The 21,510-nt window shown below is 58.7% G+C and carries 17 protein-coding genes; 12 read left to right on the forward strand and 5 right to left on the reverse strand.

Going from position 1 to position 21,510, the window contains the following annotated elements; all coding sequences use genetic code 11:
* Positions 1-20 precede the first annotated feature (20 nt).
* From ACR0CU_RS13965 to ACR0CU_RS14000, 8 genes are all read left to right on the forward strand, one after another.
* The gene (locus ACR0CU_RS13965; protein WP_170447957.1) at positions 21-1,643 is read left to right on the forward strand and encodes a hypothetical protein; all 1,623 of its coding nucleotides are present in this window, start codon (positions 21-23) and stop codon (positions 1,641-1,643) included.
* A gap of 107 nt (positions 1,644-1,750) precedes the next feature.
* Complete coding sequence (rfbF, locus tag ACR0CU_RS13970) at positions 1,751-2,560, forward strand: glucose-1-phosphate cytidylyltransferase (RefSeq protein ID WP_093963249.1); 810 nt, start codon at positions 1,751-1,753, stop codon at positions 2,558-2,560.
* Between the two features lie 7 nt (positions 2,561-2,567).
* On the forward strand, positions 2,568-3,695 hold the full coding sequence (gene rfbG / locus ACR0CU_RS13975) for a CDP-glucose 4,6-dehydratase (protein WP_170447958.1): 1,128 nt from the start codon (positions 2,568-2,570) through the stop codon (positions 3,693-3,695).
* A 19-nt stretch (positions 3,696-3,714) separates the two neighbouring features.
* Positions 3,715-4,929 (forward strand): DegT/DnrJ/EryC1/StrS family aminotransferase, encoded by a 1,215-nt coding sequence (locus tag ACR0CU_RS13980; protein ID WP_170447960.1) that lies wholly within the window; start codon positions 3,715-3,717, stop codon positions 4,927-4,929.
* A 215-nt stretch (positions 4,930-5,144) separates the two neighbouring features.
* Positions 5,145-6,098 carry an NAD-dependent epimerase/dehydratase family protein gene (locus tag ACR0CU_RS13985; protein ID WP_170447965.1) on the forward strand — a complete coding sequence of 318 codons (954 nt, stop codon included), beginning with the start codon at positions 5,145-5,147 and terminating at the stop codon, positions 6,096-6,098.
* Positions 6,095-7,096, forward strand: a complete 1,002-nt coding sequence (locus ACR0CU_RS13990; protein WP_170447968.1) for a glycosyltransferase family 2 protein — start codon at positions 6,095-6,097, stop codon at positions 7,094-7,096. Before ACR0CU_RS13985 ends, ACR0CU_RS13990 begins: the two co-directional genes overlap by 4 nt.
* The gene (locus ACR0CU_RS13995; RefSeq protein WP_170447971.1) at positions 7,093-8,226 is read left to right on the forward strand and encodes a glycosyltransferase family 4 protein; all 1,134 of its coding nucleotides are present in this window, start codon (positions 7,093-7,095) and stop codon (positions 8,224-8,226) included. Before ACR0CU_RS13990 ends, ACR0CU_RS13995 begins: the two co-directional genes overlap by 4 nt.
* A 51-nt stretch (positions 8,227-8,277) precedes the next feature.
* Entirely contained in the window at positions 8,278-9,471 is a 1,194-nt protein-coding gene (locus ACR0CU_RS14000) for a glycosyltransferase family 4 protein (RefSeq protein WP_217356854.1), read from the forward strand.
* Between the two features lie 228 nt (positions 9,472-9,699).
* On the opposite strand, the gene ACR0CU_RS14005 is transcribed toward ACR0CU_RS14000, so the two are convergent.
* Complete coding sequence (locus ACR0CU_RS14005; protein ID WP_170447973.1) at positions 9,700-10,713, reverse strand: sulfotransferase; 1,014 nt, start codon at positions 10,711-10,713, stop codon at positions 9,700-9,702.
* 289 nt (positions 10,714-11,002) lie between these two features.
* On the opposite strand from ACR0CU_RS14005, the gene ACR0CU_RS14010 reads away from it, so the two are divergent.
* Positions 11,003-12,319 (forward strand): lipopolysaccharide biosynthesis protein, encoded by a 1,317-nt coding sequence (locus tag ACR0CU_RS14010; RefSeq protein ID WP_170447976.1) that lies wholly within the window; start codon positions 11,003-11,005, stop codon positions 12,317-12,319.
* A 64-nt stretch (positions 12,320-12,383) separates the two neighbouring features.
* The gene (locus ACR0CU_RS14015; RefSeq protein ID WP_170447979.1) at positions 12,384-13,544 is read left to right on the forward strand and encodes a glycosyltransferase; all 1,161 of its coding nucleotides are present in this window, start codon (positions 12,384-12,386) and stop codon (positions 13,542-13,544) included.
* Between the two features lie 12 nt (positions 13,545-13,556).
* Here ACR0CU_RS14015 and ACR0CU_RS14020 read toward each other — a convergent pair whose 3' ends face one another.
* Positions 13,557-15,134 carry a carbamoyltransferase C-terminal domain-containing protein gene (locus ACR0CU_RS14020; RefSeq protein ID WP_480643278.1) on the reverse strand — a complete coding sequence of 526 codons (1,578 nt, stop codon included), beginning with the start codon at positions 15,132-15,134 and terminating at the stop codon, positions 13,557-13,559.
* Positions 15,135-15,610: 476 nt separating this feature from the next.
* On the opposite strand from ACR0CU_RS14020, the gene ACR0CU_RS14025 reads away from it, so the two are divergent.
* Together ACR0CU_RS14025 and ACR0CU_RS14030 are read left to right on the forward strand one after the other, a co-directional pair.
* Complete coding sequence (locus tag ACR0CU_RS14025; protein WP_480643280.1) at positions 15,611-17,386, forward strand: carbamoyltransferase family protein; 1,776 nt, start codon at positions 15,611-15,613, stop codon at positions 17,384-17,386.
* Positions 17,383-18,246 carry a polysaccharide deacetylase family protein gene (locus tag ACR0CU_RS14030; RefSeq protein WP_170447987.1) on the forward strand — a complete coding sequence of 288 codons (864 nt, stop codon included), beginning with the start codon at positions 17,383-17,385 and terminating at the stop codon, positions 18,244-18,246. Before ACR0CU_RS14025 ends, ACR0CU_RS14030 begins: the two co-directional genes overlap by 4 nt.
* 50 nt (positions 18,247-18,296) lie before the next feature.
* On the opposite strand, the gene ACR0CU_RS14035 is transcribed toward ACR0CU_RS14030, so the two are convergent.
* From ACR0CU_RS14035 to ACR0CU_RS14045, 3 genes are read right to left on the reverse strand one after another with little or no spacing between them, the layout of a single operon-like run.
* Positions 18,297-19,406 (reverse strand): transporter substrate-binding domain-containing protein, encoded by a 1,110-nt coding sequence (locus ACR0CU_RS14035; RefSeq protein ID WP_170341645.1) that lies wholly within the window; start codon positions 19,404-19,406, stop codon positions 18,297-18,299.
* A 44-nt stretch (positions 19,407-19,450) separates the two neighbouring features.
* Positions 19,451-20,701 (reverse strand): transporter substrate-binding domain-containing protein, encoded by a 1,251-nt coding sequence (locus ACR0CU_RS14040; RefSeq protein ID WP_170447989.1) that lies wholly within the window; start codon positions 20,699-20,701, stop codon positions 19,451-19,453.
* 22 nt (positions 20,702-20,723) lie between these two features.
* The gene (locus tag ACR0CU_RS14045) at positions 20,724-21,509 is read right to left on the reverse strand and encodes a PP2C family protein-serine/threonine phosphatase (protein ID WP_170441276.1); all 786 of its coding nucleotides are present in this window, start codon (positions 21,507-21,509) and stop codon (positions 20,724-20,726) included.
* Position 21,510 lies beyond the last annotated feature (1 nt).

Genomic DNA, 21,510 nt, shown 5'->3' on the forward strand with positions numbered 1-21,510 from the left:
ACTGGCAAAGCGAGAGGGATATGACGGCTGAGGCCGAACATATGCGTGACCGGGCCGTTTCTCAGGCCGGGTCTGGTCGTCGTCGCGCGGCCCTGTGGCTCTTGTTTGGGGGGCTGCTGGCCGTGATGTTGGCGGCTCTGTTCGGCCGGATCATGTCGTTTGGTTTGCGTCGGGACGAACTGATGTTCGTGGCACCGGCAGAATTGTTGGGCCAATGGCGCCTGTACCAGGACTTCTTCTACAATCACGTTCCGGATTCGGCGTGGTATTTCCGCGGTCTCTATTTGATCACGGGTCAGGAGGGACTGCTGGGCTCAGCGCGCCTTGGTGTGTTTCTTGGCTGGATTGCGTTGATCGGCGGTACCGGTTGGGTGACCTGGCGCCTGTCCGGATCGGCTCTGCTTGCGGCATTCTTCATCATGGTCTTGATGGTTGACGGAACACTTCTGGCCCAGGCCGGAATGGCCGCCAGCAACAACCTGCTACCATTGCCCTTCGTCGTATGGGGTGTCGGGGGTTTTCTGCTGGAAACCCAGCGCGACCATCCGCGGCCAGTTGTTTTTGTACTGATTGGAGTCTGCCTGTCGATCGCCGCGGGGATGAAAGTCAGCGCGGTGGTTTTCATTCCGCCCGTCGCGATTGCCACTTTTCTGATGCCGGGGCATATGGCGTTTGCAGAACGTGTTCGACGGGTGACCCTGCCGATGCTGGCGGGTGGGCTGCTGGGGGCCTTGCCGCTGTTCTGGTACATGGCCGTTGATCCCGCGGTTTTCATCGCGCATGTCCTCAAGTTCCATACGGGTCCGCACGTGGCCTACTGGCAGGCCAACGCCGCCTCTGAACCCGATCTGGCTCTGGGCCTTGGGGGCAAAGTTCAGTTGGCTTATTCGGTCTGGTTGGGTGGAGCGGCACTGGTTTGCCTGTTCGTTGTTGCCTATCTGACAGTTTTGGCCAGATCGGGCGGCATGCTGCTCTCCGAGCTCGGCGCGGTTCTGTTGGTTTTGGTTCTGATCGCCGTGACAGCCGCGTTCAGCTTTGTACCTTCGCCCGGGTTTCCGCAGTACTACATTCAGCCCTTGGTCATGATCCCTCTGCTGGGCGCATTGGTCTTCCGAAAGGTCGGGTCAGAGCAGCGCTCGCAGGTCACCCCGGTCCTTGCGGCCGGTTTCGTTCTGCTGGCAGTGCTTGGCGCGCCGCGCCTCGTTCCTGGTCTGGCAGCAGTGAGCGATCCCAGCGGCTTCACGACCACCCGAGTGGCGCAGGGTGCCGAGGCTTTGAAGACCGCACTTGCCGAGAGTGCCCATCCGGACGGACCCGTAGCGACGATCATGCCGATCTATCCGCTTGAAGCGCAACTGCCGGTCTATCCCGAACTGTCTACTGGCCCCTTTGCCTATCGGATCGCGCCTTACACGGAACCTGACTTGGCCTCGAAATACGTGATGGCGGATGCGGCCGGGTTGCAGGCAGTGTTTGATTCCAATCCTCCCTCCGCTTTCCTGCTGGGATATGATCCGGCTCTTGAGCAGCCATTGTTGCGCTATGCGGAAACAAACGGCTACCAGCCCGTGGAAATTTCGGGATTGGGCAACCGCTACGGGCAAGGTGTGGTATACTTGAAGCCATCGGGAGCAACGGAATGAGCCCAATTCGATCCGCGGTCTCTGGTGGTCGGTTCGTCAAGCGGCCGGTGTGAGGCCCACGCAGACATGCAGATTTTAGTAACAAGTATTTTGAGGGAGTGGCACGAATGAAAACGATACTGCTTGCTGGCGGTCTGGGGTCTCGGCTAGCCGAGGAAACAGTCTCGATCCCCAAGCCGATGGTCGAAATCGGCGGCCGGCCGATCATCGCGCGCGTCATGGATATCTACAGCCATTTCGGGCACCGCGATTTCGTCGTAGCCGCCGGATACAAGGCGCTTTTGCTCAAGCAGTTCTTCGCGAATTACCACCTCATCGCCAACAACATCTCGGTCGCTCTGGATACGGGCGAGCTCAAGCTGGTGCCTTCGGCGCCCGGCGGTTGGAACGTATCGGTGGTCGATACCGGGGCTCATACCATGACAAGCGGGCGCATCCGGCGTCTGAAGGAATGGCTGGATCCGGGCGAGACCTTCATGTGCACCTATTCTGATGGCCTGGGGAACATCGACATCAACGCGTTGATCGATTTTCATAAGTCGCACGGCAAGCTGGCGACTGTCACGGCGGTTCAGCCGCCAGCGCGTTTCGGCAACATCGAGTTGAAGGGCGACCGCGTGGATGCGTTCACCGAAAAGGTGCGTCGCCGCGAGACCTGGATCAACGGTGGGTATTTCGTATTCGAGCCGGGGGTCATGGATTACATGGTCGACGATATGGAGCCGCTGGAACAGTCACCGCTGTCTCAGATGGCCCGCGACGGTGAGCTGATGGCCTATCGTCACGAGGGTTTCTGGCATCCGATGGATACGATCCGTGACCGCAACGCGTTGGAGGCCCTCTGCGAGGATGATACGCCGCCTTGGCTGCAATTTGATGCCAAGCCCTCCTCTGATTACCCCGCCATAGCGATCTGAGGAACAAATGACTGGTCAGCCCGATCAGATTTTCGGCGGTCAATTCACCGGCCGCCGGGTGCTTGTGACAGGGCATAGCGGGTTCAAGGGCGGGTGGATTTCGACCTGGCTGAACCGGCTGGGTGCGCAGGTCACAGGCATTGCCTTGCCGCCCGAGCCCGGGCCTTCCTTCTATCAGGCGTGCGGACTTGATCGGACAATGGACAGCCGTTTTGCCGATATCCGCGATCCGGCGGCCTTGGCACGGGCGACCGAGGGTCTGGATGCCGAAGTGGTGTTTCACATGGCTGCGCAACCTCTGGTGCGCAAATCCTACCGCGAACCGGCCGAGACATTTGCGACCAATGTCCAAGGTACGGTCAACGTTCTGGAGGCCGTGCGTCGAATGCCATCGCTGAAGGCCGTTGTCGTGATCACCAGCGACAAGTGTTATGACAATCGGGAATGGCTGTGGGGTTATCGCGAAAACGACCCTTTGGGCGGCAAGGATCCGTACAGTGCCTCCAAGGCGGCAACCGAGCTTGTGGCCCAGTCCTATGCGCATTCTTTCTTTTCTGACGCGAATGGCCCTCAGCTTTCGACGGTTCGGGCGGGCAATGTCTTTGGCGGAGGAGACTGGGGCGAAGACCGGTTGATACCGGACATCATTCGAGCATGGAATGATGGCCAGCCGGTGACCATCAGAAACCCGGATAGCGTTCGGCCATGGCAGCATGTGCTGGAACCGGTCGCGGGGTATTTGCTGTTGGCCCAGAAGATTCTGAGCGACGGACAGTGTTTTGCCGGGGCATGGAATTTCGGGCCAAACGTTTCGGGCACCGTAAATGTCCGGGATCTGGCGGGTATGATGTGGCGCGCCTGGGGGGCAGGCGCGCCCGGGTTCCGGTTCCCGGATGAGTCCGCAACGGCGCCCCACGAAGCTGGCATCCTTCGGTTGGACAGCACCAAGGCGCAGACCCGTTTGGGCTGGCGGCCTCGGCTTGAACTGTCTCAAGCCGTTGAACTGACAACCGACTGGTACAAGGCACACGCGGCGGGCGACGACATGGGTAAGGTCACCCAATCGCAGATCGCCGCATACCAAGACCTCATGTCCGGCACGGGTTGCGACCAAACCGGGCTGGCCGCACAGTAGATTTTCAGGAGATTATTTGATGAGAGTGAATTACGGACAGACAGTCCACGGCCAGGAAGAGATCGACGCCGTCGTCGAGGTTCTGAAAACATCCACCCAAATGGGACCCAAAGTCCGGGAGATGCAGCAGAAAGTTGCCGCGCTGTTTTCGAAGGCTCATGGGATCATGGTCAATTCCGGGTCCTCGGCGAACTATCTGGCCGTCGAAATCCTGGATCTTCCCAAAGGATCTGAGGTGATCACCCCGGCTCTGACGTTTGCCACCACGGTCGCTCCGCTGGTGCGGCAAGGGCTTGTGCCTGCATTCGTTGATGCGGCCGAGGGAACCTACAACATAGCTGTCGGACAGATCGAGCGGATGATTTCGCCCAAGACCTCGGCGATGATGATCCCCTCGTTGATCGGCAACCTCCCGGACTGGCGTCGGATCCGGGAGCTAGCCGATGCACATGGCCTGAAGGTCATCGAAGACAGCGCTGACACATTGGGTGCCACGATCGACGGTACCAGCACGGGCGTCTGGTCGGATGTTTCGACCACCAGCTTCTACGGCAGCCATGTCATCAACGGCGCAGGAAATGGCGGAATGCTGTGCGTCAATGATGACGAGTTGGCACGCAAGGCATTGCTGATGCGGTCGTGGGGCCGCAGCTCGTCGCTGTTCGTCGAATCCGAGGCCATCGAGAACCGCTTCAACGTTCAGCTGGATGGGATCGAATATGATGCCAAGTTCCTGTTTGAGGCGCTCGGCTACAATCTTGAACCGTCCGAGATCAGCGCTGCTTTCGGCCTGGTGCAGCTGGGCAAGCTTGAGAACAACATTCGGGTCCGCGAGGAAGCCTTTGCAGCCCATCGCGCGTTCTTTGCGCAATATGAGGAATGGTTCATTCTGCCCGAACAGCTGCCGGGCGCACGCACCGGATGGCTGGCGTTCCCGCTGACTCTGCGAGAAGGCGCTCCATTTACCCGTCGCGAGATGCAGATTTTCCTGGAGAAGGCGGACATCCAGACCCGGCCGGTCTTTACCGGCAACATTTTGCGCCAGCCGGCCATGAAAGATGTTGAGTATCGTGCGGATACCGCAGGTTATCCCGTGTCCGATGCCGTGATGCGCGGCGGCATTCTGTTGGCATGCCATCACGGGCTGACTCAGGCTCATATCGACTATATGCATGAAAAGACGCAGGAATTCCTCAAGCCGTATATGACCGGGATGCCGCGCAAGGCGTCTTGATCCGAGGTCTTCCAGTGGCCGCTTTCCGTCTGCGGTTGGTGGGTGCGGAGTGATCGGTGTTGGCGCAACTATCCCAATGGTCCCAAATTCCATAGTATCGAAGGGACCGGCCAGGGCGCAGGAATGAAACTGATGACAACTGATCATGATACGGGTGACCCGCAAAGCGCGGTTTTCACCAATCCGGCCCAGAACATGGCCGGCGGCGGTTTGTCATGACGAGGCGCGTTCTGATCAGCGGGGCCGGAGGGTTCATCGGACAGCATCTGCTCCGAGCCAGTATGGACAGAGGGGATCAGGTCGTGGCCGTGGTCCGACCCGGATTCCTCTCTGATGGAATGCCCGATGTGGAATTGCAGCGTGTCGACCTGAGCGACAAGGATGCTTTGCGCCGCGTGTTTGACACGTCCCGGCCAGAGGTTGTGTTTCATGCGGCGGCAAACACCCGGGCTGTAGCGCGGCCCGGCCTCAAAGATGCCGAAGCCAGCGTGAGCGACAATCTTGTGCCATTGATGGCTGTGTTGGGCGCCGCTGCGACCTGCGACGCACCGCCGGATGTGTTCATCCGTCTTGGAACCATTGCCGAATACGGTGAGGTTCCTTCTCCCTACACTGAAACTCAATGCGAAATGCCGCGCGACAGCTATGGGGCATCTATGCTGGCAGGGACCAAGTACTTGACCATGCTTCGGCCGCGCCTGCCATTCACGGCTATGACGGCACGGCTTTCGCTGACTTATGGTCCGGGTCAGACCGGGCCCCAGTTGGTCCCGTATCTGATCCGCACGTTGCTGAACGGGGATGCCGCGCGCATCGGACGCCCCGATGATATCCGGGATTTTCTGCATGTCGGCGATGCCGTGCGTGCCCTTCTGATGTTGGCCGATGCACCGCGGGTTGACGTTCCGCTGGTGAATGTCAGTACCGGAGTGGCTACTCGAGTCCGTGACGCGGCCGCGATCCTGGCTGAGCTGACCGGTTCCGGACCCGGTCAGCTCGACTATGCCGACCCGCCAAGTGAGCCGATGCACCTGGTCAACGATCCCGGACTTATCCATTCCCTTTATCCCTGGACCGCGCGGATCGGGTTGGAGGACGGCCTGCGGGATACAGTCGATTGGGCCATCTCTTTGGATGCGCGGAAGAACATGGCAGGACAAAACGCATGACGGTCATTTCCATTCTGATCCCCGCCTACAACGAGGAAGACAACGTCCGTATGGCCTATGAGCGCGTGCTGGCGGTGTTCGACAAACTGGATGGGTACGAGCCTGAAATCATCTTCACCGACAACCATTCCGAGGATCGGACGTTTGAAATCCTGTCCGAAATCGCGGGGGAGGATCCTCGGGTCCGTGTGATCCGCTTTGCGCGGAACATGGGGTACCAGGCTTCGGTTCTGACAGCATACAGGTCGGCGACCGGGGCCTGCGCGGTGCAGCTCGATTGCGATATGCAGGACCCGCCCGAGTTGATCCCTCAGATGTTGGATCTGTGGCGGCAGGGGAATCATGTCGTCTATGGTATTCGCCGCAGCCTGCCCGATGGCCCTGTCGTTGCCGCTGCACGGCGGGGGTTCTATGCACTGATCGACTTGATCAGCAACGATAATCTGCCGCGAAACGCGGGTGAGTTTCGTCTGACTGACAGGCGGATATTGGACGAATTGCGCCGGGTTGATGACCGCTCGCCCTATGTTCGTGGACTGATCAGCGGCATGGGGTTTTCGCAGGTCGGATTCGAATATGATCGCGCGGCCCGGACAGCGGGTGAATCCAAGTTTCCGGTCCGGGCGATGTTGGCGCTGGCTGTGGACGGGTTGATCAACCATTCCCTGCTCCCGCTGCGCCTGGCTTCGCTGATCAGCCTTACAGTAGGGCTGTCGATGTTCCTGTTGATGATCGGCTACCTCATCGGCAAGCTGTTCTTTGGCCAGGATTGGCCCGCAGGTTTTGCAACCACGACAATCCTGCTGCTCTTGTCGATGACCCTGAATGCGATGTTCCTTGGCATCCTTGGGGAATATGTCGGCCGGATTTTTCTGCAGGCCAAAAACCTTAACCAGCCCGTGGTCGAAACCGAGTTGAATGGCCCGGTGGAACAATTGAACACGTCTGGGAAACAGAACCGTGCCGACAGCACGCAAATGGTGGAGCGGGCGCAGTGAAGATACTGATCGTTCAGGGTGGGTTCGGAGCTGGCGGTGCCGAAAAGATTGTCTCGGTTCTTGCAGCCCATCGGATCGGCCTTGGCGATCAGGTCTCGGTTGCGGGCATGACCATGCCCGAGGACGGGTCGTATTTTTCTTTCCCTGACGGCGTCAGCCTGCTGGTAGCCGAAGGCGGAAACGACGGGTTCAGGGGGCTGAAACAGCTGGCCCGCCTGCGCCGGATTCGTCGCTTCATCCGGGACGAGAACCCCGACGTGGTGGTATCCTTTCTGACTAAAATCAATGTCCTGACGCTCGCTGCAGCCCTGGGGCGGGATGTTCCGGTGATCGTTTCAGAGCGGAACAACCCGATCGTGCAAAACGCCAACCCTGTCTGGCGCCACGCTCAAAACATCCTTGGGCATCGAGCCAGCACCGTGGTCATGCAGACTGAGCGGGTGCGCCAGGACCTGCCGCCATCATTGCGGAGCAAGGCGCGGGTCATTCCAAATCCCTGTGCGCCAATCGATGGTGCAGCCACGCTCCTTGGCTCGGGTGGCAATCGGCTGGTCGCGGTGGGGCGGTTGGATCCGCAAAAGGGGTTCGATCTGTTGATCGACGCAATGTCGGAAATCATCCAGAATAACCCGGACGCGCGCCTGACGATTTTCGGGGAAGGCCCGGAACGTGCCGCGCTCGAGGCGCAGAGGGACCGGTTGGGTCTGCAGGACGTCATCTCCCTGCCGGGCGCGAGCAACACACCCGGAGCGTGGATGGATGGCGCAGACATACTGGTGTTTTCCTCCCGCTTCGAGGGGTTTCCCAATGTGGTGGCAGAGGCGACCGTCGCAGGCTTGCCGGTTGTGTCTTTTGATTGCCCCTACGGACCACGAGAATTGATCCGACACGGTGAGAATGGATTGCTTGTTGCGCCTGAAGACACGGAGGAACTGGCCCGCGCAGTGCTGCAGCTGAGCGACGATCCGGAATTGCTGGACAAGATGCGTCAAGGATACCAACACAACAGGGACTGGCTGGCTCCCGGCAGTATTCTTGAGAAATGGGACCGGATCATTGCCGATGCCGCTCATCGCAGGGTTGGAGCGGGGGTCGAACATGGCCATAGCAGCTGCCGCCGGGAGAGTTGAACCAAACCAGGCGGGCCCCAGCGCCTGCTTTGCCATCAGGAGTTGGCATTGTTGCAAAAGTTGAAACCGCAGGTCTCCCTCCCCACGCGGGCGCGACCACGGATCGTGGTTGTCGCCAATCTGACTGCGTCTTTGCTGAATTTTCGCTATGACCTGCTGAAGGAGTTGTCGGAGCGGGCTGAGGTCGTCGCCTGCGGTCCCGAGCGCCATGAAGCGACGGAAACTGCGCTCGCAGAAATCGGTGTGGAGTTCGTGCAGTTTCCGCTGTCACGTGCCGGGATGAACCCGGTTGAGGACATGCGCACGCTGCGTGCTCTTGTGCGCGTTTTCAAGGAATTCAAACCCGACATTGTCTTTGCCTACACCATGAAGCCAATCATCTATGGTTGCCTGGCTGCAAAATGGGCGGGAGTGGACCGGATCTATGCCATGAACACCGGGTTGGGCTATGTCTACAGCACCCATGGCCTGACTTTTCGGAGGCGTGCGGTTCGCGCTGTGTCATCGGTTCTGTATCGTATTGCGCTGAAAGGTGTGGACGAGGTGCTGGTCTACAACCGCGCAGATGCCGAAGAGTTCCGAGAAAGGCGCCTTGTTGCACCAGATGCCAAGCTCAGCATCGTGCCCGGGTCTGGTGTAAATCTGGATCGCTACGGATTTACCGATCCGCCAGCTGGGCCGCCTGTATTTCTGATGATCTCGCGCCTGCTGCGCGAGAAGGGCGTGTTTGATTTCGTTCAGGCTGCCCGTTTACTGAAAGAAACGCACCCCCAAGCAAGATGCCAATTGCTTGGTCCGATGGACGCCAACCCGGATTCCATCGGCCAAAGCGAGATCGACGAATGGACGCGCGAAGGCGTGATCGAATACTTGGGAGAAACTTCGGACGTCCGGCCCTATTTGGCAGCGTGTTCGGTCTTCGTGCTGCCGTCGGCCTACCGCGAGGGGATACCGCGCACGATCCTCGAGGCGATGTCGTCGGGGCGGGCTATCATCACGTCGGATGCGCCGGGTTGCGCTGATCCGGTCATCAGCGGCGAGACTGGTTACGTCGTGCCGGTCCGGAACCCCGAGGCCCTGAGCCGCGCCATGGCCTCGTTTGTCGAGAGTCCTGATCTGGTGGAACGAATGGGTCAGGCATCGCGGAAACGTGCCGAGGATTCGTTCGATGTCCGTCGGATCAATGCGATCCTTCTCGGCAAGATGGGATTTTCGACCAAAACCCGGGATGATGAGGCAAATTGAGGGGTGGTGGCTCCGCCAAGCATTTGTTATTTAATGATAAACGGGATTATTTGAAAGAATTTGCAGAGACTACGGGAAACCCCTAATTCCCAGGCCGCCTGAGACTGGCTAACCTTATTTTAACAACGAAATTCGACCGGTGGGGCCGTTGGCCCGACCACTCACTCGACAAATGACCAGCATATGGGGTGCTGGTCATTTTGTTTTTTGGGGGCAGAAAAGCGCAGTTCAGACTGCGGTTGTGGTCGAAGGCAGCTGATACCCGAACTGACCTAAATCGAGGCCAGTCAAGGATTGGAGTTCAGCGTTGGACTTAGCAAAGGCACCGTCAAATCGGGACTGAATTCTGCCGACCAGCCGGTTTTTGAGCATCTGATCCAGCTTGTCGGGAAAGATGCGCCCGATCGGTCGGCTCAATTTTCCGAATCTGCGCGTAGCATTCGGAAATGGCAACAATGCGCCCTTGCTCAGTTGGTTGTCGCTGAGTGTGAAATTAACAAATCGCTGCAGAATCTGAAAACACTCCGATCTCTTCTCGTTAGTGACTTCAAATTCGCGCTTCTTGTGCTCGACGCCGACGAAATTGCACAGGGTTTCCACAAAAGAATCCGGCTCGGAAATGAACTGTTCGTAGGCCAATCCAAGCACACGATCCTTGCCGAACTTGTCCTGGTAGAACTTGAACAAGCGGTGGTACCGGTAGAACTCCTCCGAGAACATCGGCGCACGTCGCAGGTTCGGTTCAGGTTCGGACAGATATGTCTTGAGCGATCCGTGGCCGCCATCGGTGATGTACTGGCTGTACATCGACAGGATCGACGACAACTGCTCGCGGAATACGACCAAGATGTAGGCGTCGGGAAACGTGCGTTGCAGACGGTCGGCAATGATGGTGCTGTCGAACCCGCCGCTGGCCGGGTAACCCGAGAATCTCTCGTGAGAGAACACCGGAACCTGCCCGCTATCCTGCGATTTTTTCAGGAAACTCTCGTACATCTCGCGAGTTTCTGCGGGATCATAGGTCATCGGCTGCGGCAGTACGATCCGGTTTGAAAGAATGTATTTGCGATCGCCATGCGGAGTCGCGAACGGTGCGTCCTGCGCCGAGAACAGCTGCTGTTGCAGGGACGACGTAGCGGTTTTGTGATAGCCGATATGGACAAGAACGGGTGCACGGGTCATGACGGGGTATTCAACCTTCGGACCGGGTATTTTCAGTCTGGCTCCGGGCGCGGTCGGCATCCGACCCGGACCGGTTGGCACCCCGACAGGTGCTCCGAACAAGAATTGGTTTCTGTCGCAACTTCAAAAGCCCTTTCAACAATCAGTACTGGATTCAATCGGCAAACTGCGCTTTCGTAAAACGATATAATCCAAGACAACTAAATGATAGAAACGGAAACAACCGGAAACATGACTTAACCCGCCACAAATTTTGGAAACGTATTGAATTGTACCGAGTGCATGGGTGAATTGATGACCCGCTTCCTGAACGCCGCGTGGATAGTGCCGCGTGGTTTCGCGTGAACCGATGAGTGAGCCAAGCTCGAAGCCGCTGTTGAAGCGGCTGGCCAAGAACATGTCATGGATGTTCTTGTCGCAGATTTTGGTTGGTCTGTTCGGTTTGGCCAGCCTCATCTTTACGGCTCGCGCAATTGGGCCGGCTGCGGTTGGGATTCTGGCGCTGGTGGACGCGTACATTCAGGTGATGGACAGGTTGTTCCGGCTCGAGCCATGGCAGGCAACCATCAAGTACGGCAGCGAGGCTCTGATCGAAGAGGATCCGAACAGATTCCGACAATTGATCAAGATGTCTGTGGTGACCGATTGCCTTGGCGGGCTGCTGGCTGGTTCGGTGGCGATAATGCTGGCGCCAAAGCTTGCTCCGTTCATCGGGCTGTCTGAACCTGAAGGCGCGTCCTATATCACGCTTGTTGCCTTTGGGTTGTTTCTATCGCTCCGACCAACCGGCATTGGAGTTCTTCGAATTTTCGACCGGTTCGACGTGCTGGCGATCTCGGACATGGTAATCGCCGGCCTTCGGCTTGTCGGAGTCATCATCGCCTTTCTGCTGGACTTGGGGATCTGGGCATTTGTGGCTCTGTTGCTGATGCATCAGATCCTGACCGGGCTGGTTGCGTTCTTTCTGGCACTGGCCGAATTGAAAAAACGCAACTTGGACAGGTTTTTGTCCCAGCCGCTGCGGCGGGCTTTTGCCCATAACCCCGGGTATCTGCGGTTCCTTTGGAATTCGAATTTCAACGTAATCCTGCGACAATCGACTCAGCGGCTGGACATACTTGTCGTCGGCGCCCTGCTGGACGTGACATCGGTGGGCTTCTATCAGGTGGGCAAGCGCATCATGGCCAATGTTGTTCGGATTGGCGGCCCCGTCAGGCAAGTCCTGTACCCCGAGATGACCCGCCTATGGGCCGTCGGCGATTTCGGCCGGTTCTGGCGTCTTGTACGGCTGGTGTCGCTCTCGGTTTGCGGGGTGTCGATCCTGGTCTCCATTCCGTTGGCGCTGAAGATGCCAGAGTTGGCCGTTCTGCTGTTCGGGCCAGAGTTCCGTGGCGCAGCGCCCGTCATGACGATCTTGATGTATGCCGCGATCGTGTATCTGGGGGGCTTGGTGTTGAACCCCGCCTTGCTGAGCATGGGGCTGGACAGCGCGCTTGTGCGCACGACGATTGTTGCGACGGTGATCTTTACGGCCTCATTTCTGCCGTTGCTGTATTGGATGGGGATCGAGGGGATTGCCCTGGCCCATTTGTTGTTCAATGTGATCTGGACGGTGGGCTGCATATTCGCCATCCGGTCTTATCTGGCCAGAAAACACGAAACATGATGGGTTGGTGATCTTCCGGCCCTGTCCCTAAATTCCTTGAGTCACGAGTATTTTGAGACCATCCATGCCAAGACGTATTCTATTTCCCTTCGAAGGTGACACCGTTATTGGCGGCAGTCACGTGTCAGCCTTGAAACTTGCGGCGGCGTTGGACCGGTCGAAGTATGTGCCCCATATCCTGGTCCACTACGAGGCCGGCCCGGCGGCGGAGTATGCCCGATCGCTGGGATTGGACGTCGAAATCCTGCACGATCCCAGCCTAATGTCTCCGGGCGGGCTCAGCTATCCGCGCGATTGTGGCCCGGGGCGATACCTGACTTCTAGCGCATGGAGGCTGGCAAGTGTCCTAAAGCGCATCGATGCCGACATCGTTCACACAAACGAAGGTCGGATGCATGCCAACTGGGTGCTGCCGGCCCGTCTGGCGGGCAGGAAACACATCTGGCACCACCGGCAGGATCCGACCGCGTTCGGGATCAACAAACTGGCGCCGCTATTTTCCGACCACATTATCAGCGTTTCGCATTTTTCGAAGCCCAGCAACCCGGTGCGGTCGGTCGACAAGAAGTTCACCGTGATCCGCAGCCCATTTGATTTCAACCCTGACCCACCGGATAGGTCCGAAGCCCGAGCAGCCGTAATCGCCGAGATGGGATTGCCCGATGACGCGCTGCTTCTCGGGTATTTCGGAAACTTCGTCACGCGCAAGCGTCCCGACCATTTTGTAAGGGTCATCGCGGCTGTGCAAAATGCGATGCCCGACACTCCGGTGCATGGTCTTCTGTTCGGCAGCGCGGCCGAGCGGGACGAACCGTTGCGCCAGACCTGCCTTCGCATCGCAAATGAGGCGGGGACCAGCGAGCATATCCATATGATGGGTTTCCGACAGCCGATCGATGGGTACATGGCTGCAATGGATGCCAATCTGGTGACCGCTCTGGACGAACCGTTTGGCCGTACGTTGATCGAAGCGATGTATTTGGGAACTCCAGTCATCGCGACCCGTCACGGCGGCAACATCGAAGCGATCACGGACTGGGAAACCGGTGTGCTGGTCGACCCCGACGACCCTCAGGCATTCGTGGAACCTGTGCGCAAGTTGCATCAGGACAGAGCGTTGTTCGAGGAGATTTCACAAGCGTCAAAGAACTATGCCCAGGCAAATTTCGGCTTGGATATTCATGTGAACGGGGTTTGCGAGATCTATGATCGGTTGCTCGCTTGATAGCTTGTTCGGTCAACAGCGCGGGTTGTCGAATGTGTAATAGGTATTGCCCGCGACGAATCCATCCAACCCGACCTGGCGGGCATAATGTGCCAGATCCCGAGTTGTATTAATGAAGCCGGAGTTCTTGAAATTGAGCGAGGTGTTGCAAAGCACGCCCACCCCCGACACCGCCTTGAACGCGGCCAGAAGGTCGTAAAAATAGGGGTTCTGGTTGCGGTTGACTGTCTGTACCCGCGCCGAACCGTCGACATGGGTTACTGCGGCCAGGTCCGGATTGGTAACGCGGTAAAAGTCCATCATGTATGGCGAGGGCGCGCTGATGTCGAAGTGCAGTGCAGCATCCTCTTCCAGGCAAGACGGCGCCACTGGACTGTTGCTGGCCCGTCCCTTGATCCGGTTCAGTCGCGTACGTGTCTCCGGGGAAAACGGCGCGGCCAGGATCGACCGGTTTCCCAAAGCGCGCGGCCCAATCTCGCAATTGCCGCGGGTCCAGCCAATGATCTTTCCGTCCAGCAGGTCTTTGGCGATCGTGTTTAGGTTCAGTTCGGTTGCGGTCATGCCCTGCGTGTCGATGCGGTCGTCGCAGAAGGACTGGCCGGAATAGACCGACCATTCCAGTTTGGCTTGGCCGGTATAGTGGCGCATCGCGTCCACGGCGGTTCCGATAGCACATCCCGAGTCGCCGGTCGTCGGCGGTACGAAGACCTCGCGGAACAGCCCGCTTTGCTTCCACGCGGTATTCCAGTGTCCATTCAGGCCACACCCGCCGGCGATCAGCAGCGGATACTTTTCATGCAGGTTCTGTTCCGCATAGGCGCGATACTTCTGGAATATCGCTTTGGACAGCTTGGTGGCCATGTTCTTCAGCTTTTGGCTGTCCGTTCCAATGTTGAAGAAGGGTGAAGTCGCAAAATCGCTTTTGCGAAGTGCGTCGCCGCCCAGGTCCGAAGAAAGCAACCTGTTGATCAGTTCCGTCTCGTCCGCATCTGGTGGACCGTCTTCGCCAAATGCGCAGGCTGCCATCAGGCGGCCGGGATCCTGTGGGCGGGGTGAGTTGCCCGTGACCGGAAATTCGGGGTCGGCGAGGGCATTGAGAAACGCAAAGCGTGTGCCCGGGGCCGTCATCACCTGCCCTCGGTGATGAATGGTCAGGTCGCTGTCGATCTCGTAGAAATCTCCCAATGCGCCTTCCCACAGAAGCACATAACAGGGCTCGCCCTGACGAAAGGGGGACATGGCATAACTGCACCAGATATGCGCCCGTTCGTGAGTTGAAGAGTAATAATCGACCGACTTGCCAAAAAAGGTTCGTTTGCCAACTGTTTCAGACCCCGCGCCGATGCCGAAGTATCCGGCCCCCGAAGTTGTAACGTGGTCGGCCCCGTTGCTTGACCACCCGCTGAGGGCCAGGACATCCGGCAAATCCTTGAACCATAGACCCGCGTCAATGAACGTGTCAGGCGTAACCGGCGTATACCGGGGGAAGCTGTTCTTTTCCGCCTCGTAGGAAAACAGCAGACGCCCGTCGGTGCTGTCGACACCTGCAACTGTGCCGTCATGTCCGGATTTGAAAGACAGGATTTTCATGAATAGCCCTTCCCTCGACAAGTCACGGTCCAAAGACCAGGTGCCTCGCAAACAGATGTGACAGTCCGTCGGGTCAAAAATGCCGGGGCGCTGACGGATCGAATTAACCGCAAATCCATTCCACGAATACCAAAACAAATGCCACGATTAAGCCTAGCAGAAGCTCGGTGTTTGGGGGAACCCAAGTTCGCAACTGGCTGCCGTCGGGCTTAACGCAGTGGCTATTCGTGAACGAAAGAGCACTTTTGGCGAGATTGTTCTCTTGGTGGGTGTTGCGCACCCAGCGCAGTGCCCGGCACCAGACCGGTGCAACAGGCTGACAAGTCCGGTGAATCACACTTGCATGGCTTCCGGTTGGCCGTGAAAGGCTGAAATTTGATCGAGCAGCACCTTCATCCGGGTTGCACCTACCAGCCTCTGACCGTTAACGTGGCCGCGTTATCAGGCAAGTTTTTTGGCCAAGGGTGTTTTAGGTTATGTCAGTAATTTTGGGTTTGGCTACAATGAGCAACAGCGCTGCCGCGCTGTTCAAGGACGGCAAGCTGGTTGCCGCAATCGAAGAAGAGCGGCTGACGCGGGTCAAGAATGACGGGGCATTTCCCCATCAGGCGATCGCCGAAGTTCTGCGCATTGCCGGGCTGAAGTTCTCGGACATCGACGAGGTTGCGGTCTATTGGCAGCCGTGGCGTATGGTCGGCCGAGGTATGGGCACGATGCGCAAGATTTTGCAGCGACCCTCAGCCGCCAAAAGCGTAACGGCGCGGATCGGGGCACTGTTCGTGTCAGATGCCTCGTCGGACGAGTCACAGGACAGCGGCTGGATGGACCTGTTCCGCATCCGCAAGATCCTGACGGCTGTGCATGGTCCGGCCGATTTCAAGTTGCACTACATCAACCACCATCTGACCCATCAACTGTACGCCGAGGCGATGCGTGACTGGGACAGCTTCGTTTCCCTGTCCTATGACGGTGGAGGCGAGGAAAGCTCGACCATCGTGTCAGTTGTGCGGAACGGCAAGCGGGAAGGTCTGGCGGATCATCGCTGGCCAAACTCGCTGGGTCATTTCTACTCGACCTTCACCGGTTTTCTTGGCTTCAAGATGCTGGAAGGTGAATACAAGATGATGGGCTTGGCGCCGTATGGCAAACCCATCTATCGCGACGCCATCCTGCGCGAAATTCTGATCCTGGACGATGACGGCGGTTACCGCGTGAACACCGCGCTGTGCGACTATCACTCAGCCCTGCGCGGCGAGTTCCATCCACGTATGGAAGAACTGTTCGGCACGCGGCGCGAGCCCGGCACCGCGCCGAACGAACGCCACGTGGACCTGGCGGCCTCCGTGCAAGCCGCGTTCGAGGCAGCCCTGCACCATATTCTGGAGCCGGTCCGCAAAGCCAATCCGGACCTGCGCAAATTGGTAATTTCCGGCGGCTGCGCGTTGAATGTCACGGCGAATGGAACGCTGATCGCAGACGGCACGTTTGACGAGGTCATTATTCCACCGGCCCCACATGATGCTGGCTGTGCAGTTGGCGCAGCGCTGGCCTGCATTCCGAGCGAGCAAGTCGATCTGCCTTCGGTTCGCAGCCCATATCAGGGTGCCGATTGGGCAGATGCCGACATCACCGCTGCCTTGGATCAGTATTGCGCAGAACCGCAGCAGGCCCTGCCTGTTGACCAGTTCCTGGACCGTGTGTCCGACCTGCTGGCCGAAGGCAAGATCATCGCCTGGTTCCAGGGGCGGGCAGAGTTTGGCCCGCGTGCTCTGGGTGCCCGATCCTTCCTTGCAGACCCACGCAAGGACAGCATTCGCGACGATCTGAACGTCAAGATCAAGAAACGCGAGCATTTCCGGCCCTTTGCGCCCAGCGTTGCGGAGGAGGCGGCCTCGACCTTTTTCGAGATCGATCAGACCAGCCCCTACATGAACATCGTTGCTCGTGTGCGTGACGATCGGGCGGCAGACATTCCGGCGATCACCCATACTGACCAGACGGCACGCGTACATACGGTATCGCAGTCGGCGAACCCGCTGTACCACGCCTTGTTGACCCGGTTCGGCGAAAAGACCGGAGTGCCTGTGTTGTTGAACACCTCGTTCAATATCCAGGAGCCCATCGTCTATTCGCCTCTGGATGCTTGCGCGACATTTGCGGCATCGGGAGTTGATGCGTTGGTGATCGGTGACTACGTCGTACTGCGCGAAGCGCTGAAGGGTGACAGCGCCCGGGCCCAAGCTGTCGCGTGACACGGCTGTTTCTCAGCGTCGATTTCGAAGACTTTGCGCATGATCTGAAACGCCTTCTGGGGGTCTGGGAAACCGGACCGCTCAGAGTTGAAGAGCTGTGGCAAAGCTTTGAAACCATTGATGGCTTCCTTCGCTCACTTGGCGGATCGACGGGTTGCGCCGCAACGTTCTTCTGCACGGGGGTCGTGGCACGCGATGCGCCTGATCTGGTGGCCGAAATCGCAAAGCGGGGCCACGAGGTTGCCTGCCACTACTATTTTCATGACAGCATGGACCTGCAGTCTGCGGAGACCATAGACAGTATGCTGGGTCAGGCGCGGCAAGCTTTGGAAGAGGCCGGGAACACCCCTGTTCGAGGGTTTCGCGCCCCGCGCTTTCGATTGAACCGCGCAACGCCTGAACAGTACCGCCTGATTGAACGTCATTTCGACTACGACTGTTCATCATTCTTCGCCTCGGAGCAGGAATGTGATCGGTTTTCGCGGGAAATGGGGTTGACCACGCTCCGGATCTTGCCGTTGTTCATGACGCCATTGGCGGGCAGGGGGCCGATGGTGCGTCTGGGAGGCAGCTATCTGAAGTTCATGACTTCGGGTCTGGCGAGGATATTGATCGAACGGTCTGAACAGGCCGGCATACCGCCGCAAGTTTATCTGCATCCCTATGAGATCGTGGAACCTCGGTCATTCATGGTTTCACGGGACGAGCTCACGGCTTTGGGAACTGCCAAAGCCGCTTACTGGGCGTTGCGGCAGTCTCAGTGGCTGAACTTTGGCGGCGCGCGACTTCTGCGCAAGGTCGAGGGTTTGATCCCCGCAGGCGGCTTTGCGGGTCGGCTGGATCAGTTGATCGGAGAATAAAAAAGGGGCCGGTCAGTCGACCAGCCCCAGTCATTCGCGGAACCGAGGGATCAGTTCGACGCGGCCATCAGTTTGTCGTTGTGCTCGCGCAGCGAGTCCGAAACGATCGCGTACCATTCGCCGGATTCACGCATTTCGTTGAGGCCCTTGTTCAGCATGGCCAGGTACTGCTTGCCGAACGGGTTCGAACGGTGCGCGATGAAACGCAGCGACGACAGCGAGGTCACGAAGGGGTTCTCGATCAGGTCGTTCTGGTTCAGACCCATTTCAACCATGGTGTCCGAGAACAGCTGAACCTCGAAGGTTGCAACATCTGCAGTGCCGGTCAGAACGGCATCCAGACACTCCCGCGCGGTGATCGGCTGCATCAAGGTGATGGTGTCGCCATTGATCAGACCTTGCTGTTCCAGATCGTGGATGAACCAGCCGTCCATGCGGCAGATGGTCGACCCTTTCAGCTCGTCAAAGGTGGTCGCATTGGCAAACTGGCTTTCGGGCAGGGTGTAGAAACCGACCACGATGTCATAGACCGGGACCGACGAGTCGAACTGCGTGCAGCGCACCTCGGTTTCCCAGGACCATTCGTAGCTGCGGTTGGTGCAGTCCGGCATGTTCCATGCCATCGACACGTCGAACGCGCCCAGCGGCAGAAGGGTTTCCAGGTGCGAGTTCCAGTCGTCAACAAAGCTGACCGAATAGTCGCGGGCGTTGCCGCCCCGCTGCAACGAGGTGGTTGCCAGACGCGGGATGATACCACCGCCATTCAGCGATTCATCTGCGAAGGGCGCCCAGCCGTTACCGGTGACCAGTTTGATCGGCGGCTCATAGACGCTCGAGCGTTTCACGCTTGCAGCGCGCTGTTCTTCCGCGGCGATGATTTCCTGCGCGCTGCGGCCATTCGGCAGGCTGCCGTCTTCACAGGGCAGGGCCAGAACGATACCCGGCTCAAGCGAGTTCGGGTTGGTGATGACGTTGCGGTTTGCGTTGAAGATCGGCTGGTAGTTCGATGTGCCGTAGGCCGCGATGGCGATGGTTGCCATCGTGTCACCGTCCTGAACCGTATAGTTGGTACAGGCCTCCTGAGCGGCGGCGGCGCCGGCGCTGAGGGCGGTTACTGCGGTGGCTGCCGCCACCAGTTTCTTCAGATTGATTTCAAACATGTCCACTTCCTCCAGACTTTTGTTTTGTCAGACCTTGCCGGCCCTTATCCGTTTTCCATTTGGTACCGCAGGGCGGTCGAGACGATGTCGCGCCATTCGCCCGATTGCTGCATGATCGCCAGACCCTGATTGAGCGTCTCGAGGATCGCTTCCCCATCCGGATTGTCCTTGTGGGTCATGACGTTGAGCGACTTGATCGCCGCCAGGTTGGGGTTTTCGATGATCTTGTGTTCATAGCCCAGCCGACCGATGGCCTCGACGGCCAGATGCGCTTCGATGGCGACCAGGTCAGCCCGCCCGTCCATGACTGCGTGGAAACACTCGTCCGGATCGACGGGGCGCAAGATGGTGATCGCAGGCTCATAAAGACCTACAGCGTCCATGTGCGAGGTTGACCAGCCCTCGGGGCGGCAGATCGTGGTGCCGACGAATTCCGCGTAGCTGAGCGAGGTTTCGTAGCCTGAACCATCCTTGGCGAAGAACGTGTCGACCACTTCGTAGAACGGGTTCGAGAAGTTGTAGGTCTCGCACCGGTTCCGGTCGCTTTCCGAAAGTGTCTCGGCTTCTTCGCAGTTGGGGCGCGACCAAGGGAACGTGGCATCGAAGGCCAGGGTGGGCATCAGCAGGTCCAGATGCGACGACCAGTCGTTTACGAACTGGATCTTGTAGGCCTGTTCCGGCGCCGCCCGCAGCATCGCGGTTTCGACAAGGTTCGTGTACAGACCACGATTGGGCAGGGCTTCGTCGGTAAACGGCGCGTAGTTGCCCCCGGTGATCAGCAGCAACTGCCGGTCGCGGATCTCGGGGCGGGTGCCGTCACCGGCGTTGCGGATCAAGGCGGCACCTTCTGCGCGGGCGGCCTCGATTTCCTTCTTCGCGGCTGCCTTGGCTCCGATGACAGCCTTGTCGCTGGCCTGCTGGGCCTCCGCAACGCGGGCTTCGGCCTCGGCAATGGCCTTAGCGGCACGTTCTTCCGCGGCCTTGACCAGTTCGGCTGCCATCTCGGCGGCCATGCGCTCGGCCTCGGTTTCCGGTTCAGGCGCAGCGCGGCCGACATCCTCGAGGCAGGGGAAGGTCAGAACGTCGCCGACGCGGATGATGTTGGGGTTGGACCCGATCGTGTCGCGGTTGGCGTCGTAGATGATGCGATAGTCTTCGGTCGCATAGACCTTGATGGCCAGTTCACGCAGGCTGTCGCCGCGCTGGATCTCGTAGGTCGAGCATGCCTCTTGCGCCGAGGCTGCCCCCGTTGCTGCCGCCAGGGCAATGCTGGATATGATCAGGTGTGTTCTCATGGGTCCTGTTGCTTTGCTTTTGTTATTGTCGGGCCGTTTTGATGACGGCGATTGAAATGTTGTCCTGATCCGGATCACCCTTGGCGATCAGTGCCTTGAGGAGGCTGTCGGCGATGTCCTGGGAGAGGGCCGAAGCGTTGTCCTGAAGGATGGACTGGATGTCGTGGTTGCCCAGATATTGCAGCCCGTCACTGCCGAGGATGAGGAGGTCATCGGTCGTCAGTTCCAGCGCGTCTTCGGGGCAGTCTACCTTGGGGATCGCCGCGCCCATGATGACCGAGGTCAGCTGGTTGCGGTCGGGATGGGACTGCGCTTCGGCTTCGGACAGCTCCCCTCGGGTTACCTGTGCGTCGATGACCGGGGCCATCGAATGATCTTCGTTGATCTGAGACAGAACGCCATCGCGGAACAGGTACAAAGGGCTGTCGCCGATCGAGATCCAGAACACTTTGTTGCCCAGCAGCAGAACTCCCAGCAGGGTCGAGCCCATGTTGAAGCCTTGGTGCTGGTCGTCGCCATACCCCGCCACGGCCGCGTTGGCCTGCATTGCGGCCATGGGCAGCGCATCCAGCAGCGTATTCTCGGTCAATTCCGGATTTTCCAGAACTGCGTCGAGCACTTCGCACCAGGACTTGACCACCAGATCCGAAGCCACTTCGCCGGCGGCGTGACCGCCCATGCCGTCTGCCACCACGACATAACCGGCGTTGGCGGCATCAAAGACCCGCGAGGCAACCGCGTCTTCCTGCGTGTCGCGCTGACCCTGATCCAGGATCAGTGCAATGTCATATGCCGGAGTAGCCAGCATC

Source organism: Ruegeria sp. BC2, assembly GCF_056539245.1.

Bases quoted from the DNA above. Each gene is read 5' to 3' on its own strand.
- ACR0CU_RS14005 (WP_170447973.1), bottom strand. From the start codon at position 10,713: ATGCCGACCGCGCCCGGAGCCAGACTGAAAATACCCGGTCCGAAGGTT.
- ACR0CU_RS14020 (WP_480643278.1), bottom strand. From the start codon at position 15,134: ATGAAAATCCTGTCTTTCAAATCCGGACATGACGGCACAGTTGCAGGT.
- ACR0CU_RS13985 (WP_170447965.1), top strand. From the start codon at position 5,145: ATGACGAGGCGCGTTCTGATCAGCGGGGCCGGAGGGTTCATCGGACAG.
- ACR0CU_RS14010 (WP_170447976.1), top strand. From the start codon at position 11,003: ATGAGTGAGCCAAGCTCGAAGCCGCTGTTGAAGCGGCTGGCCAAGAAC.
- ACR0CU_RS14025 (WP_480643280.1), top strand. From the start codon at position 15,611: ATGTCAGTAATTTTGGGTTTGGCTACAATGAGCAACAGCGCTGCCGCG.
- ACR0CU_RS14040 (WP_170447989.1), bottom strand. From the start codon at position 20,701: ATGAGAACACACCTGATCATATCCAGCATTGCCCTGGCGGCAGCAACG.
- ACR0CU_RS13965 (WP_170447957.1), top strand. From the start codon at position 21: ATGACGGCTGAGGCCGAACATATGCGTGACCGGGCCGTTTCTCAGGCC.
- rfbG (WP_170447958.1), top strand. From the start codon at position 2,568: ATGACTGGTCAGCCCGATCAGATTTTCGGCGGTCAATTCACCGGCCGC.
- ACR0CU_RS13980 (WP_170447960.1), top strand. From the start codon at position 3,715: ATGAGAGTGAATTACGGACAGACAGTCCACGGCCAGGAAGAGATCGAC.
- rfbF (WP_093963249.1), top strand. From the start codon at position 1,751: ATGAAAACGATACTGCTTGCTGGCGGTCTGGGGTCTCGGCTAGCCGAG.
- ACR0CU_RS14035 (WP_170341645.1), bottom strand. From the start codon at position 19,406: ATGTTTGAAATCAATCTGAAGAAACTGGTGGCGGCAGCCACCGCAGTA.
- ACR0CU_RS13990 (WP_170447968.1), top strand. From the start codon at position 6,095: ATGACGGTCATTTCCATTCTGATCCCCGCCTACAACGAGGAAGACAAC.
- ACR0CU_RS14045 (WP_170441276.1), bottom strand. From the start codon at position 21,509: ATGCTGGCTACTCCGGCATATGACATTGCACTGATCCTGGATCAGGGT.
- ACR0CU_RS14015 (WP_170447979.1), top strand. From the start codon at position 12,384: ATGCCAAGACGTATTCTATTTCCCTTCGAAGGTGACACCGTTATTGGC.